Raw genomic sequence first — 13,393 nt, 5'->3', positions numbered from 1 at the left:
CTTTAATGTCTGTTTCCGAGCATTTAACAAGATAGTCCTTAACAACTTCTTAAGGGAAAAAAATAAAATTTAATGCTGTACAGAGCGCGTTACAACACGGTTTACTGGCAGCAAATACGGTTATCGCAGGGATGAAAAAATGCGAATTTTACTGATAGAAGATGACATGCTGATTGGCGACGGCATCAAAACTGGCCTTAGTAAAATGGGTTTTAGTGTCGACTGGTTTACACAAGGTCGTCAGGGAAAAGAGGCGCTTTATAGCGCACCTTATGATGCGGTGATCCTGGATTTAACCTTACCAGGCATGGATGGTCGCGATATTTTGCGCGAATGGCGAGAGAAAGGTCAGCGTGAGCCGGTACTGATCCTGACCGCGCGTGATGCGTTAGCGGAACGTGTAGAAGGGCTGCGTCTGGGAGCTGACGATTATCTGTGTAAACCTTTTGCGTTGATAGAAGTCGCCGCCAGGCTGGAGGCTCTGATGCGCCGAACCAACGGCCAGGCCAGCAACGAGCTGCGCCACGGTAACGTCATGCTCGACCCCGGCAAACGTATCGCCACGCTGGCTGGCGAACCCTTAACACTGAAACCAAAAGAATTTGCCCTGCTGGAATTACTGATGCGTAACGCTGGTCGGGTACTGCCGCGCAAACTGATTGAAGAGAAACTGTATACCTGGGACGAAGAGGTCACCAGTAATGCCGTTGAAGTGCATGTGCATCATCTGCGACGCAAACTCGGTAGTGATTTTATTCGTACCGTGCATGGTATTGGCTACACATTAGGTGAGAAATGAAATTTACCCAACGTCTTAGTCTGCGCGTCAGGCTGACGCTAATCTTTTTAATTCTGGCCTCGGTGACCTGGCTGCTTTCCAGCTTTGTCGCCTGGAAACAAACAACGGATAACGTCGATGAATTGTTCGACACCCAACTGATGCTGTTTGCCAAGCGGTTAAGTACGCTCGATCTCAACGAAATCAACGCGGCGGATCGCATGGCACAGACGCCAAATAAATTAAAACACGGTCATGTTGATGACGATGCGCTGACCTTTGCCATCTTTACCCACGACGGCAGAATGGTCCTTAATGATGGCGATAACGGAGAAGATATTCCCTATAGCTATCAACGGGAAGGTTTTGCTGACGGGCAACTGGTCGGTGAAGACGATCCTTGGCGTTTTGTCTGGATGACCTCACCTGATGGCAAATATCGCATCGTTGTTGGCCAGGAATGGGAATACCGTGAAGACATGGCGCTGGCGATTGTTGCCGGGCAATTGATCCCGTGGCTGGTCGCACTGCCGATTATGTTAATCATCATGATGGTACTACTGGGTCGTGAACTCGCGCCGCTGAACAAACTGGCGCTGGCACTACGTATGCGTGACCCTGACTCGGAAAAACCACTAAACGCGACTGGCGTACCCAGCGAAGTGCGACCACTGGTTGAGTCGCTAAATCAACTGTTCGCCCGCACACATGCGATGATGGTTCGAGAACGACGCTTTACCTCCGATGCAGCTCACGAACTACGTAGCCCGTTAACAGCGCTGAAAGTGCAAACCGAAGTTGCGCAGCTCTCTGACGATGATCCGCAGGCGCGGAAAAAAGCACTGCTCCAATTACATTCCGGGATCGATCGCGCTACTCGTCTGGTTGATCAACTGCTCACGCTATCGCGGCTGGACTCACTGGATAACCTTCAGGACGTCGCGGAGATCCCGCTTGAAGATCTCCTGCAATCGTCGGTGATGGATATTTACCACACGGCGCAGCAGGCGAAAATTGACGTGCGACTGACACTCAATGCCCACAGCATCAAACGCACTGGACAACCGCTATTGCTAAGTTTGTTGGTGCGAAACCTTCTGGATAACGCCGTGCGCTACAGTCCACAGGGCAGCGTGGTGGACGTCACGCTGAATGCCGATAATTTCATCGTGAGGGATAACGGCCCCGGTGTGACACCAGAGGCACTGGCGCGAATTGGCGAACGCTTCTATCGCCCCCCCGGACAAACCGCTACCGGCAGTGGACTTGGGCTATCGATTGTCCAGCGAATCGCCAAATTGCATGGCATGAATGTTGAATTTGGGAATGCGGAACAAGGTGGATTTGAGGCGAAGGTGAGCTGGTAAGGGTAAGACTTTTGCTAAATTCGCAAAAGACTTTGCACATTTTGCTAATTTTACCGTACCGCTCTGTGACGTACTATAGTCGACAAACGTCTCACCTTGAGGTTAAAAAATGAGCAACACCCTGATTATCAACGGCGCGAAAAAATTCGCCCACTCCAATGGTCAACTGAACGACACCCTGACCGAAGTCGCGGATGGCACACTGCGCGACCTCGGGCATGATGTTCGCATCGTTCGCGCCGACAGCGACTACGATGTCAAAGCGGAAGTACAAAACTTTCTCTGGGCTGATGTGGTGATCTGGCAGATGCCAGGCTGGTGGATGGGCGCGCCGTGGACAGTGAAAAAATACATTGATGATGTATTCACCGAAGGTCACGGGACGCTGTATGCCAGCGATGGCCGTACCCGCAAAGATCCGTCAAAAAAATACGGTTCCGGCGGCCTGGTACAGGGCAAAAAATATATGCTTTCTCTGACCTGGAACGCACCAATGGAAGCCTTCACCGAAAAAGATCAATTCTTCCACGGCGTTGGCGTCGACGGTGTGTATCTGCCGTTCCATAAAGCAAACCAATTCCTTGGCATGGAACCGCTGCCGACATTTATCGCTAATGACGTGATAAAAATGCCTGATGTTCCCCGCTATACTGAAGAATATCGCAAGCATCTTGTGGAAATTTTTGGTTAACTAGAGCTCAGGCTTTAGAAGGAGTTAACCATGCTTACCGTAATCGCAGAAATCCGTACTCGTCCTGGTCAACATCACCGTCAGGCGGTATTGGATCAGTTTGCTAAAATCGTTCCAACCGTACTGAAAGAAGAAGGTTGCCACGGCTATGCGCCAATGGTGGATTGCGCTGCTGGCGTGAGTTTCCAGTCTATGGCACCGGATTCTATCGTGATGATTGAGCAGTGGGAAAGCATCGCGCACCTTGAAGCGCATCTGCAAACCCCGCACATGAAGGCGTACAGCGAAGCCGTAAAAGGCGACGTGCTGGAGATGAATATTCGTATTCTGCAGCCAGGGATTTAATCCTGCCTTGTTTGCCCGGCCATCCTGACCGGGCAATGTTCTTTCCTTTAAACCTCAATCTCCGCCATGTCGCCTTTCTCTTGCAACCAGTTGCGGCGATCTTCCGAGCGTTTCTTCGCCAGCAGCATATCCATCATCGCGTCAGTACGCTGATCGTCTTCATCATCGATAGTCAACTGCACCAGACGGCGAGTGTTCGGATCAAGCGTGGTTTCACGCAATTGCATCGGGTTCATTTCCCCCAGACCTTTAAAACGCTGGACGTTCGGCTTGCCTTTCTTGCGTTTTAATTGCTCAAGTACGCCCTCTTTCTCTTCTTCCGTCAGCGCGTAATAAACCTCTTTCCCGAGATCAATACGGTAGAGCGGTGGCAGTGCGACGTAAACGTGACCGTGTTTCACCAACGCGCGGAAGTGTTTTACGAACAAAGCGCAGAGCAGCGTGGCAATGTGCAGACCATCAGAGTCCGCATCCGCGAGGATACAGATTTTGCCATAACGAAGCTGGCTCAGATCGTCGCTGTCAGGATCGATACCGATCGCTACCGAAATATCATGCACTTCCTGCGAGGCCAGCACTTCGTCGGAAGAAACTTCCCAGGTGTTAAGGATCTTACCTTTCAGCGGCATGATCGCCTGATATTCACGATCGCGCGCCTGCTTGGCAGATCCGCCTGCGGAGTCACCTTCCACGAGGAACAGTTCGGTACGGTTAAGGTCCTGCGCGGTACAATCAGCCAGTTTGCCAGGCAGCGCCGGGCCGCTGGTCAGCTTTTTACGCACCACTTTTTTAGCCGCACGCATACGACGCTGGGCGCTGGAAATCGCCATCTCTGCCAGCAACTCCGCCGCCTGAACGTTCTGGTTCAGCCACAGGATAAAGGCATCTTTCACCACGCCAGAAACGAATGCCGCGCATTGACGCGAAGAGAGACGCTCTTTCGTCTGCCCGGCAAACTGCGGATCCTGCATTTTCACCGACAGAACATAGGCGCAGCGATCCCAGATATCTTCCGCCGACAGCTTCACGCCGCGCGGCAGAATGTTGCGATATTCACAGAACTCACGCATCGCGTCCAACAGGCCCTGACGCAGGCCATTAACATGGGTACCGCCCTGCATCGTTGGGATCAGGTTGACGTAGCTTTCGGTCAGCAGTTCACCGCCTTCCGGCAGCCACAGTAGCGCCCAGTCCACAGCTTCAGTATCGCCAGCGAAATTACCGATAAACGGTTTTTCTGGCAGCGTCGGTAAACCGTTTACCGCTTCCGCCAGGTAATCATTCAGACCGTCCTGATAGCACCAGCGCTGTTCGGTGTTGTTGATCTCATCTTTAAAGGTAATCTCAACGCCGGGGCACAGTACCGCTTTGGCTTTCAGCACATGCGTCAGGCGTGAAACAGAAAATCGCGGGCTGTCAAAGAAGGTTTCATCCGGCCAGAAGTGCACGCTGGTACCGGTATTGCGTTTACCGCAAGTGCCGACAACCTGTAAATCCTGCACCTTTTCGCCATTTTCAAAGGCGATGTTATAAACCTGACCATCGCGGCGCACGTTAACTTCAACGCGCTTCGACAGGGCGTTAACCACCGAAATCCCCACGCCATGCAGGCCGCCAGAGAACTGGTAATTTTTGTTAGAGAATTTACCGCCTGCATGCAGACGGCAAAGAATCAATTCAACCGCCGGGACACCCTCTTCCGGGTGAATATCCACCGGCATCCCGCGCCCATCGTCAATAACTTCTAACGACTGGTCAGCATGTAAGATTACATCCACGCGTTTTGCGTGACCCGCCAGTGCTTCATCGACACTGTTATCAATAACTTCTTGCCCCAAATGGTTAGGGCGAGTGGTATCGGTATACATCCCCGGACGGCGGCGAACCGGCTCAAGCCCGGTGAGTACCTCAATGGCATCAGCGTTATAAGTTTGCGTCATGGTTTAAGTTAGCAATTCGAGTTGATCGTCAGAGATGGTGCAGACCAAGAAAATCGACGATCGGGTTGAAATAATCTTCGAAGCCCGTGAATGCGTGGTTGCCGCCTTCTATGACAGTCTGGCGGCAGGAAGCGTAGTACGCCACCGCCTGGCGGTAATCCAGCACTTCATCTCCCGTCTGTTGCAGCAGCCAGATCAAATCCGGCGCTTCCAGCGGGTCAATCTGCATGACTTTGAGATCGTAAATATGGCGTGACTCTAGCACATATTGCTGCCCGGTGTATGGGTTCTCGTTCTGACCGAGATAGTCCGTCAGCAGTTCAAACGGGCGCACCGCCGGGTTTACCACCACTGCGGGCAGCATAAAACATTGTGACAACCAGGTGGCGTAATATCCCCCCAGTGACGAACCGACAATACCCAGCGAATCGCCGCCATGTTCCAGGACAATGGATTCCAGCAGTTCTGCCGCGTCGGAAGGATACGGCGGCAACTGCGGAATGATCATCTCAACGTCAGGGTGATGTTCCGCCAGCCAGTTTTTTAACAAGCTCGCTTTTGCAGAGCGCGGCGAGCTGTTGAAACCGTGTAAATAAAGAAGCGTAGACATCAGTAGCCTTCTGAAGCGGTATCAGGTTGGAAACGTGTGTCCGCCAGGCGATGCACCTCGGTGGTCAGCGTGCCATCAGCATGTAACTCGAGAGTACGCCAGCCGGGCGCGATAGTATCCAGCGTAAAGTTGGAACAGTGCGGCTTAAACTGCACACAGGTCGACGGCGTTGCCAGCAGGCGGCGACCGTTCCAGTCGAGATCCAGCTCCTGATGAATATGACCGCACAGCAAGTATTTGACGTGCGGAAACTTCGCCAGCACGGTATCCAGTTCGCCCGCGTTACGCAGACTGTGTTGATCGAGCCAACTACAACCCGCAGGTAGCGGATGATGATGCAGCAGCAGCAACGTATGGCGTTCTGGCGCATCGGCCAGTTTACGTTCCAGCCACTCAAGCTGAAACTCGCTCAGCTCACCGTGCGGCACGCCAAACACCTGGCTATCCAGCAACAGGATTTGCCATTGCTCACCAATAAACACCCGCTTCGCCGGGGAGATACCCGCATCCTGTAACGCGCTGTACATCGCGGGCTGGAAATCGTGGTTGCCCGGCAGCCAGACGCAGGGCGCACGAAAACTTGCGATGCCTTCAGCGAAATGCTGATAGGCCGCAGAGGATTGATCCTGCGCTAAATCACCTGTCGCGACAATCAGGTCGAATTCGTGCTGATGTGGACGAATCGCCTCCAGCACCGCCTGGTAGCTTTCCCAGGTGTTTACCCCTAACAGAGCTTCGTGCTTTTGTGCAAACAGGTGAGTGTCGGTAATTTGTAAAATCCTGACTCTGGCCTCACCAGCCAGAGGAAGGGTTAACAGGCTTTCCAAATGGTGTCCTTAGGTTTCACGATGCTAGTAAACCGGAATCGCCATCGCTCCATGTGCTAAACAGTATCGCAACCAGTCCGCTAAAAACTGATTAATTTGATGCTTTTCGTCGCGTTGATGCAACTTTTTATTAGGATAATCATACCGCGCTTTGAAGCGAAAAATCTGCTGGCTTGAACACACTTCAGCCACCATCGCGTCATGATACAGACGCACCGTCATTGACGGAAGGCTCCAGTAACTGATCGCGGGCGCAGTCTGTTCTATTGTCACCAGGGTAGTGTATCGGGTCGATTCCACAATCGTCAGCCGATATTGTGCGTTTGCCACCTGATAGCTTACAGTTTCGCCGGGTGCGTCATTGCGCGGTAACAAACGGCGCAATTGTGAAAAGTTCATCTCGCACAGGCGCATCATTTCAGGAAAGTCAGGTGTGTAACGCTTCATTTATGCCCACTCATTTTTTAACGCTTGATGATGCAGCTGCAGCCATTGCAAAGCGATGACCGACGCTGCGTTGTCGATTTTCCCCTCTTCTACCCACTGGTATGCCTGTTCCCGGCTTACCACATGAACGCGAATATCTTCGTTTTCATCAGCCAGACCATGAATACCGCTTGCGGTCGTGGCGTCCACTTCGCCCACCATAATTGACGAACGCTCACTGGTGCCCCCCGGGCTTGCCAGGAAACTTAACACCGGTTTGGTCCGTTTGACTATCAGTCCCGCCTCTTCAATCGCTTCGCGACGGGCAACATCTTCCACACTTTCACCCTCTTCTATCATCCCGGCAACCATCTCCAGTAGCCAGGGGGTTTCACTGGTGTCGTATGCGGCAATCCGAATCTGCTCAATCAGCACAACTTCATCGCGCACTGGGTCAAAGGGTAGCAAGACTGCGGCGTGACCGCGCTCAAAAATTTCCCGCCGTACCTCATGACTCATTTGCCCGTTGAATAGACGATGACGAAATCTATAAAGATCTAATGAAAAAAAGCCGCGATAAAGTGTTTCTCGTGCAATAATTTCTACATCGTTTTTGCCAAATGTAACGGGCAGGTTGTCTGGCTTAAGCATTGTTAATGTCCTGGCACTAATAGTGAATTAAATGTGAATTTCAGCGACGTTTGACTGCCGTTTGAGCAGTCATGTGTTAAATTGAGGCACATTAACGCCCTATGGCACGTAACGCCAACCTTTTGCGGTAGCGGCTTCTGCTAGAATCCGCAATAATTTTACAGTTTGATCGCGCTAAATACTGCTTCACCACAAGGAATGCAAATGAAGAAATTGCTCCCCATTCTTATCGGCCTGAGCCTTTCTGGGTTCAGTTCGTTGAGCCAGGCCGAGAACCTAATGCAAGTTTATCAGCAAGCACGCCTTAGTAACCCGGAATTGCGTAAGTCTGCCGCCGATCGTGATGCTGCCTTTGAAAAAATTAATGAAGCGCGCAGTCCATTACTGCCACAGCTAGGTTTAGGTGCAGATTACACCTATAGCAACGGCTACCGCGACGCGAACGGCATCAACTCTAACGCGACCAGTGCGTCCCTGCAGTTAACTCAATCCATTTTTGATATGTCGAAATGGCGTGCGTTAACGCTGCAGGAAAAAGCAGCAGGGATTCAGGACGTCACATATCAGACCGATCAGCAAACCTTGATCCTCAACACCGCGACCGCTTATTTCAACGTGTTGAATGCTATTGACGTTCTTTCCTATACACAGGCACAAAAAGAAGCGATCTACCGTCAATTAGATCAAACCACCCAACGTTTTAACGTGGGCCTGGTAGCGATCACCGACGTGCAGAACGCCCGCGCGCAGTACGATACCGTGCTGGCGAACGAAGTGACCGCACGTAATAACCTTGATAACGCGGTAGAGCAGCTGCGCCAGATCACCGGTAACTACTATCCGGAACTGGCGGCGCTGAATGTCGAAAACTTTAAAACCGACAAACCACAGCCGGTTAACGCGCTGCTGAAAGAAGCCGAAAAACGCAACCTGTCGCTGTTACAGGCACGCTTGAGCCAGGACCTGGCGCGCGAGCAAATTCGCCAGGCGCAGGATGGTCACTTACCGACGCTGGATTTAACGGCTTCTACCGGGATTTCTGACACCTCTTATAGCGGTTCGAAAACCCGTGGTGCCGCTGGTACCCAGTATGACGACAGCAATATGGGCCAGAACAAAGTGGGCCTGAGCTTCTCGCTGCCGATTTATCAGGGCGGAATGGTTAACTCGCAGGTGAAACAGGCCCAGTACAACTTTGTTGGTGCCAGCGAGCAACTGGAAAGCGCGCATCGTAGCGTCGTGCAAACCGTACGTTCCTCCTTCAACAACATTAATGCATCTATCAGTAGCATTAACGCCTACAAACAAGCCGTAGTTTCCGCTCAAAGCTCATTAGACGCGATGGAAGCGGGCTACTCGGTCGGTACGCGTACCATTGTTGATGTGTTGGATGCAACCACCACGCTGTACAACGCTAAGCAAGAGCTGGCAAATGCGCGTTATAACTACCTGATTAACCAGTTGAATATTAAGTCAGCTCTGGGTACGTTGAACGAGCAGGATCTGCTGGCACTGAACAATGCGCTGAGCAAACCGGTTTCCACTAATCCGGAAAACGTTGCACCGCAAACGCCGGAACAGAATGCTATTGCTGATGGTTATGCGCCTGATAGCCCGGCACCAGTCGTTCAGCAAACATCCGCACGCACTACCACCAGTAACGGTCATAACCCTTTCCGTAACTGACGACGACGACGGGGCTTCGGCCCCGTCTGAACGTAAGGCAACGTAAAGATACGGGTTATCTGCCGCATTCTTCCCCCTTCTCGCTTCAATTTCGACCAGCCATCCTCTATTCTGATGGGTATTTACCACTGGTCCCGGAAGACAAAAATGAAACGGACAAAATCCATACGCCACGCATCGTTCCGCAAAAACTGGAGCGCACGCCATCTGACACCAGTCGCTCTCGCGGTTGCCACTGTTTTTATGCTGGCTGGCTGTGAAAAGAGTGATGAAACAGTGTCTCTCTATCAAAATGCTGACGACTGTTCAGCTGCAAACCCAGGCAAAAGCGCCGAATGTACCACCGCGTACAACAATGCGCTGAAAGAAGCCGAACGTACTGCGCCGAAATACGCCACCCGTGAAGACTGTGTTGCTGAATTTGGTGAAGGTCAGTGCCAGCAGGCACCAGCCCAGGCTGGCATGGCACCAGAAAACCAGGCGCAGGCCCAGCAATCCAGCGGGAGTTTCTGGATGCCGCTGATGGCCGGTTACATGATGGGGCGTCTGATGGGCGGCGGCGCGGGATTTGCACAGCAGCCGCTGTTCTCCTCGAAAAACCCAGCCAGCCCGGCTTACGGTAAATATACCGACGCGACGGGTAAAAACTATGGCGCAGCCCAGCCAGGCCGCACCATGACCGTACCGAAGACAGCCATGGCACCAAAACCGGCGACCACTACTACCGTTACCCGTGGCGGTTTTGGTGAATCTGTTGCCAAACAAAGCACTATGCAGCGTAGCGCAACCGGCACCTCTTCTCGTTCAATGGGTGGCTGATACCGATGGAAAGAGTCAGTATTACCGAGCGCCCGGACTGGCGCGAAAAAGCCCACGAATACGGTTTCAATTTTCACACCATGTACGGCGAGCCGTACTGGTGTGAAGATGCTTACTACAAGTTGACCCTCGCCCAGGTTGAAAAGCTGGAAGAAGTCACCGCCGAACTGCACCAGATGTGCCTGAAAGTGGTGGAAAAAGTGATCGCCAGCGATGAGCTGATGACCAAATTCCGCATTCCAAAACGCACCTGGAGTTTTGTGCGTCAGTCATGGCTGACTCACCAGCCATCGCTTTATTCGCGTCTTGATCTGGCATGGGATGGCACTGGCGAACCTAAACTGCTGGAAAATAACGCCGATACACCAACGTCACTATACGAGGCGGCGTTCTTTCAGTGGATCTGGCTGGAAGATCAGCTTAACGCCGGTAACTTGCCGGAGGGCAGCGACCAGTTTAACAGTCTGCAAGAAAAGCTAATCGATCGCTTTGTCGAGTTGCGTGAACAGTATGGCTTCCAGTTGCTGCATCTCACCTGCTGTCGCGACACGGTGGAAGATCGCGGAACCATTCAGTATTTGCAGGACTGCGCGACGGAAGCTGAAATCGCTACCGAGTTCCTCTACATTGACGATATCGGGTTAGGTGAAAAAGGTCAGTTCACGGATTTACAGGATCAGGTAATTTCCAACCTGTTCAAGCTGTATCCATGGGAATTTATGTTGCGTGAGATGTTCTCCACCAAGCTGGAGGATGCAGGCGTACGCTGGCTGGAACCGGCGTGGAAGAGCATTATCTCCAACAAAGCGCTTCTACCGCTACTGTGGGAGATGTTCCCGAATCACCCGAACCTGCTGCCCGCTTATTTTGCGGAAGATGATCATCCGCAAATGGAAAAATATGTGGTTAAACCGATCTTCTCCCGTGAAGGCGCAAACGTGTCGATCATTGAGAACGGCAAAACCATTGAAGCAGCGGAAGGTCCGTATGGCGAAGAAGGGATGATTGTTCAGCAATTCCACCCGTTACCGAAATTCGGCGACAGCTATATGCTGATTGGTAGCTGGCTGGTGAACGATCAACCTGCCGGAATTGGCATTCGTGAAGACCGTGCGTTGATCACCCAGGATATGTCTCGGTTTTATCCACATATTTTTATTGAGTAATCAATGATGCCGGATGGCATTCGCCATCCGGTAATTGTTAACCTATCTGCACCGACAGCATACTCAGGCTGCCCATTTCTATACCATCGACCGGAATGGTAATTGGCTCCTGCCCATCCCACGCACCTAAGACATACAACAACGGCAGATAGTGCTCCGGCGTTGGGTTCGATAACGCGCCACCTTCATGGTCAAGGTAATTCACCAGAGGATGCTGCTCTACCGCCCCTTGCCACGTCAGATTCGCTTTCACATACTCATTAAACGACATCGCCCAAGGATATGGTGAACTATCACCGTGCCACTTCACTGTACGCAGGTTATGCACCACGTTGCCACTGGCGACCAACATTATTCCTTCATCTCGCAGCGCTGCCAGTTTGCGCCCCATTTCGAAATGCCAGGCGGCAGGTTTGCTACTGTCGATACTCAACTGCACCATCGGGATATCGGCGTCAGGATACATCTTAATCAGCACGCCCCAGGAACCGTGGTCAAAGCCCCAGGCTTCTTTATCCAGCGTCACCGGGACCGACGCTAACAGCTCAACCAGATGCTGTGCCAGCACAGGCGAACCCGGAGCAGGATAATGCGTATCGTACAGCGCCTGCGGGAAGCCACCAAAGTCATGAATCGTGGGCGGCGTCTCCATCGCGGTCACTCCTGTTCCACGGGTAAACCAGTGAGCCGAAACCACCACAATCGCTTGCGGGCGTGGCAATGTCATCCCCAACTTCTGCCAGCTGCGGGTATACAAATTATCTTCCAGCACGTTCATCGGACTACCGTGACCTAAAAACAATGCTGGCATACGTGTTGAAGACATGATGATATCCTTAACTAAAGGTGTCATTTTGATATCCTCACAATACGCTTGTTCGGCGGAGTAAGAACCCGGATAACAATGATGATGATCATCAGTTATTTTGACGATCTGCCTGAAGGTGAAGATTTATAAGGAGTTGTCGATGTCAGTACCTCTCATTCTGACCATACTGGCGGGGGCAGCCACGTTTATTGGCGCGTTTCTCGGCGTTCTCGGGCAAAAACCCTCGAACCGCTTACTGGCGTTTTCGCTAGGATTTGCGGCGGGGATCATGTTGCTCATCTCATTAATGGAAATGCTTCCTGCCGCACTAGCAGCTGAAGGAATGTCGCCTGTGTTGGGTTATGGAATGTTTATCTTCGGTCTGCTTGGCTATTTTGGCCTGGACCGCATGTTGCCACATGCGCATCCGCAGGATTTAATGCAAAAATCGGTGCAGCCGTTGCCAAAATCGATCAAGCGCACAGCCATTCTGCTCACTCTCGGCATCAGTCTGCATAACTTCCCGGAAGGGATTGCCACCTTTGTCACGGCGAGCAGCAACCTGGAGCTGGGATTTGGCATCGCACTGGCCGTCGCGTTGCACAATATCCCTGAAGGTCTGGCAGTGGCAGGCCCGGTTTATGCGGCAACGGGGTCTAAACGCACCGCGATTCTGTGGGCGGGGATTTCTGGACTAGCAGAAATTCTTGGTGGTGTGCTGGCGTGGTTAATCCTCGGTAGCATGATTTCCCCGGTGGTCATGGCGGCAATCATGGCGGCGGTTGCAGGAATTATGGTGGCGCTCTCGGTTGATGAATTAATGCCGCTCGCCAAAGAGATTGACCCTAATAATAACCCCAGCTATGGCGTACTATGTGGAATGTCAGTGATGGGATTCAGTTTAGTGCTGCTACAAACGGCGGGAATTGGTTAAAAACAACATCAGAAGTTGTCCAGCACATGGACAACTTCTGCCAGCTTCACGAAAGCCTTATTCTACCTTTTCGGCTGTCTCTTCTCTCGTACTGTTTAAGTATTTGTTCCGCGCTTCAAGCAGTGCGTCTCTGTCCTGGCGAAACGCCCGACAATAACGTTTCAAATGCAGGAAATAACCCACCACAACCAGAGCAATCAATACAATCCAGTACCAGGCGATAAACATCCTTTTACCCTTAATATTTAACAATACTAAACATTTAGCGCATAAATTTCACATATCCTTTTTCGGATATATTCATATGGTCGCATAATAACGGAACAATTATATGATTTTGATCAT

The 13,393-nt window shown here is 51.7% G+C and carries 15 protein-coding genes; 8 read left to right on the top strand and 7 right to left on the bottom strand.

Features of this window, described 5'->3' with window-relative positions:
• The first annotated feature begins 139 nt into the window (after positions 1–139).
• The 4 genes from qseB to C1P89_RS23500 all read left to right on the top strand — a co-directional run bounded on the left by qseB (position 140) and on the right by C1P89_RS23500 (position 3,181).
• Positions 140–799 carry a quorum sensing response regulator transcription factor QseB gene (gene qseB, locus C1P89_RS23515; protein WP_001221493.1) on the top strand — a complete coding sequence of 220 codons (660 nt, stop codon included), beginning with the start codon at positions 140–142 and terminating at the stop codon, positions 797–799.
• Entirely contained in the window at positions 796–2,145 is a 1,350-nt protein-coding gene (gene qseC / locus C1P89_RS23510) for a quorum sensing histidine kinase QseC (protein WP_000673376.1), read from the top strand. The genes qseB and qseC overlap by 4 nt, the downstream gene beginning before the upstream one ends.
• A gap of 109 nt (positions 2,146–2,254) precedes the next feature.
• The gene (gene mdaB / locus C1P89_RS23505) at positions 2,255–2,836 is read left to right on the top strand and encodes an NADPH:quinone oxidoreductase MdaB (RefSeq protein ID WP_000072420.1); all 582 of its coding nucleotides are present in this window, start codon (positions 2,255–2,257) and stop codon (positions 2,834–2,836) included.
• 30 nt (positions 2,837–2,866) lie between these two features.
• Positions 2,867–3,181 carry a putative quinol monooxygenase gene (locus C1P89_RS23500; RefSeq protein ID WP_000958598.1) on the top strand — a complete coding sequence of 105 codons (315 nt, stop codon included), beginning with the start codon at positions 2,867–2,869 and terminating at the stop codon, positions 3,179–3,181.
• A 47-nt stretch (positions 3,182–3,228) separates the two neighbouring features.
• On the opposite strand, the gene parE is transcribed toward C1P89_RS23500, so the two are convergent.
• Genes parE through nudF form a run of 5 tightly spaced genes read right to left on the bottom strand, consistent with a single transcriptional unit; the run spans position 3,229 to position 7,635 of the window.
• Complete coding sequence (gene parE / locus C1P89_RS23495; protein WP_000195296.1) at positions 3,229–5,121, bottom strand: DNA topoisomerase IV subunit B; 1,893 nt, start codon at positions 5,119–5,121, stop codon at positions 3,229–3,231.
• A gap of 28 nt (positions 5,122–5,149) precedes the next feature.
• Positions 5,150–5,731, bottom strand: a complete 582-nt coding sequence (yqiA, locus tag C1P89_RS23490; RefSeq protein ID WP_000105733.1) for an esterase YqiA — start codon at positions 5,729–5,731, stop codon at positions 5,150–5,152.
• Entirely contained in the window at positions 5,731–6,558 is an 828-nt protein-coding gene (gene cpdA, locus C1P89_RS23485; protein ID WP_000444747.1) for a 3',5'-cyclic-AMP phosphodiesterase, read from the bottom strand. Before cpdA ends, yqiA begins: the two co-directional genes overlap by 1 nt.
• A gap of 24 nt (positions 6,559–6,582) precedes the next feature.
• Positions 6,583–7,005, bottom strand: a complete 423-nt coding sequence (locus C1P89_RS23480; RefSeq protein WP_000833393.1) for a DUF1249 family protein — start codon at positions 7,003–7,005, stop codon at positions 6,583–6,585.
• A complete protein-coding gene (gene nudF, locus C1P89_RS23475) occupies positions 7,006–7,635 on the bottom strand; it encodes an ADP-ribose diphosphatase (protein WP_000917117.1) in 630 nt (209 codons plus the stop codon).
• A gap of 204 nt (positions 7,636–7,839) precedes the next feature.
• Here nudF and tolC point away from each other — a divergent pair, with 204 nt between their 5' ends.
• The 3 genes from tolC (at position 7,840) to C1P89_RS23460 (ending at position 11,306) form a co-directional block, all read left to right on the top strand.
• Positions 7,840–9,321, top strand: a complete 1,482-nt coding sequence (gene tolC, locus C1P89_RS23470; RefSeq protein ID WP_000735278.1) for an outer membrane channel protein TolC — start codon at positions 7,840–7,842, stop codon at positions 9,319–9,321.
• 147 nt (positions 9,322–9,468) lie between these two features.
• Positions 9,469–10,140 (top strand): DUF1190 family protein, encoded by a 672-nt coding sequence (locus C1P89_RS23465; protein WP_000831543.1) that lies wholly within the window; start codon positions 9,469–9,471, stop codon positions 10,138–10,140.
• 5 nt (positions 10,141–10,145) lie between these two features.
• Positions 10,146–11,306, top strand: a complete 1,161-nt coding sequence (locus C1P89_RS23460; RefSeq protein WP_000442875.1) for a glutathionylspermidine synthase family protein — start codon at positions 10,146–10,148, stop codon at positions 11,304–11,306.
• 37 nt (positions 11,307–11,343) lie between these two features.
• On the opposite strand, the gene ygiD is transcribed toward C1P89_RS23460, so the two are convergent.
• Positions 11,344–12,132, bottom strand: a complete 789-nt coding sequence (gene ygiD, locus C1P89_RS23455) for a 4,5-DOPA-extradiol-dioxygenase (RefSeq protein ID WP_005143585.1) — start codon at positions 12,130–12,132, stop codon at positions 11,344–11,346.
• A gap of 142 nt (positions 12,133–12,274) precedes the next feature.
• Here ygiD and zupT point away from each other — a divergent pair, with 142 nt between their 5' ends.
• Complete coding sequence (gene zupT, locus C1P89_RS23450; protein WP_001295627.1) at positions 12,275–13,048, top strand: zinc transporter ZupT; 774 nt, start codon at positions 12,275–12,277, stop codon at positions 13,046–13,048.
• Between the two features lie 57 nt (positions 13,049–13,105).
• On the opposite strand, the gene yqiD is transcribed toward zupT, so the two are convergent.
• Entirely contained in the window at positions 13,106–13,276 is a 171-nt protein-coding gene (yqiD, locus tag C1P89_RS26185; protein WP_000469266.1) for a protein YqiD, read from the bottom strand.
• Between the last annotated feature and the right edge of the window lie 117 nt (positions 13,277–13,393).

The organism is Shigella sonnei (genome assembly GCF_002950395.1).
Classification (GTDB): Bacteria; Pseudomonadota; Gammaproteobacteria; order Enterobacterales; family Enterobacteriaceae; genus ECMA0423.
This window is presented reverse-complemented; position numbering and strand designations above follow the sequence as displayed.

Bases quoted from the DNA above. Each gene is read 5' to 3' on its own strand.
- qseB (WP_001221493.1), top strand. From the start codon at position 140: ATGCGAATTTTACTGATAGAAGATGACATGCTGATTGGCGACGGCATC.
- qseC (WP_000673376.1), top strand. From the start codon at position 796: ATGAAATTTACCCAACGTCTTAGTCTGCGCGTCAGGCTGACGCTAATC.
- mdaB (WP_000072420.1), top strand. From the start codon at position 2,255: ATGAGCAACACCCTGATTATCAACGGCGCGAAAAAATTCGCCCACTCC.
- C1P89_RS23500 (WP_000958598.1), top strand. From the start codon at position 2,867: ATGCTTACCGTAATCGCAGAAATCCGTACTCGTCCTGGTCAACATCAC.
- parE (WP_000195296.1), bottom strand. From the start codon at position 5,121: ATGACGCAAACTTATAACGCTGATGCCATTGAGGTACTCACCGGGCTT.
- yqiA (WP_000105733.1), bottom strand. From the start codon at position 5,731: ATGTCTACGCTTCTTTATTTACACGGTTTCAACAGCTCGCCGCGCTCT.
- C1P89_RS23480 (WP_000833393.1), bottom strand. From the start codon at position 7,005: ATGAAGCGTTACACACCTGACTTTCCTGAAATGATGCGCCTGTGCGAG.
- nudF (WP_000917117.1), bottom strand. From the start codon at position 7,635: ATGCTTAAGCCAGACAACCTGCCCGTTACATTTGGCAAAAACGATGTA.
- tolC (WP_000735278.1), top strand. From the start codon at position 7,840: ATGAAGAAATTGCTCCCCATTCTTATCGGCCTGAGCCTTTCTGGGTTC.
- C1P89_RS23465 (WP_000831543.1), top strand. From the start codon at position 9,469: ATGAAACGGACAAAATCCATACGCCACGCATCGTTCCGCAAAAACTGG.
- C1P89_RS23460 (WP_000442875.1), top strand. From the start codon at position 10,146: ATGGAAAGAGTCAGTATTACCGAGCGCCCGGACTGGCGCGAAAAAGCC.
- ygiD (WP_005143585.1), bottom strand. From the start codon at position 12,132: ATGTCTTCAACACGTATGCCAGCATTGTTTTTAGGTCACGGTAGTCCG.
- zupT (WP_001295627.1), top strand. From the start codon at position 12,275: ATGTCAGTACCTCTCATTCTGACCATACTGGCGGGGGCAGCCACGTTT.
- yqiD (WP_000469266.1), bottom strand. From the start codon at position 13,276: ATGTTTATCGCCTGGTACTGGATTGTATTGATTGCTCTGGTTGTGGTG.